The sequence below is a fragment of the Oleiphilus sp. HI0079 genome (assembly GCF_001635105.1).
Map to the genome: position 1 here is coordinate 1 of NZ_LWFT01000433.1, position 284 is coordinate 284.

General features: G+C 47.5%; 1 protein-coding gene. It reads left to right on the plus strand.

Annotated elements, in window-relative coordinates; genetic code table 11:
• Window positions 1-284, plus strand: a 284-nt coding sequence (locus tag A3750_RS05695) for an iron-containing alcohol dehydrogenase (RefSeq protein ID WP_156498435.1), incomplete at both ends; no start/stop codon positions are given.

The following is a 284-nucleotide window of genomic DNA, read 5'->3' on the forward strand; positions in this document are numbered from 1 at the left end:
GTCTTATATTTCAACCAATGCGACAGATGAAACACGAAGCTACGCGCTTGCCGCCACCAAGCTCATCATGGAGAACTTAGAGACTGCAGTTCATGACGGCAAAAACTTAGAAGCCCGCCAAAACATGGCGATGGCCTCATACTATGCAGGCCTTGCTTTCACGAAAGCAGGTGTCGGCTATGTTCATGCGATCGCTCACAATTTTGGCGCCCTCTACGCAACACCTCATGGACTAGCGAACTCAATTGTTTTGCCACACATTCTCGATTATTCAAAGTCAGATA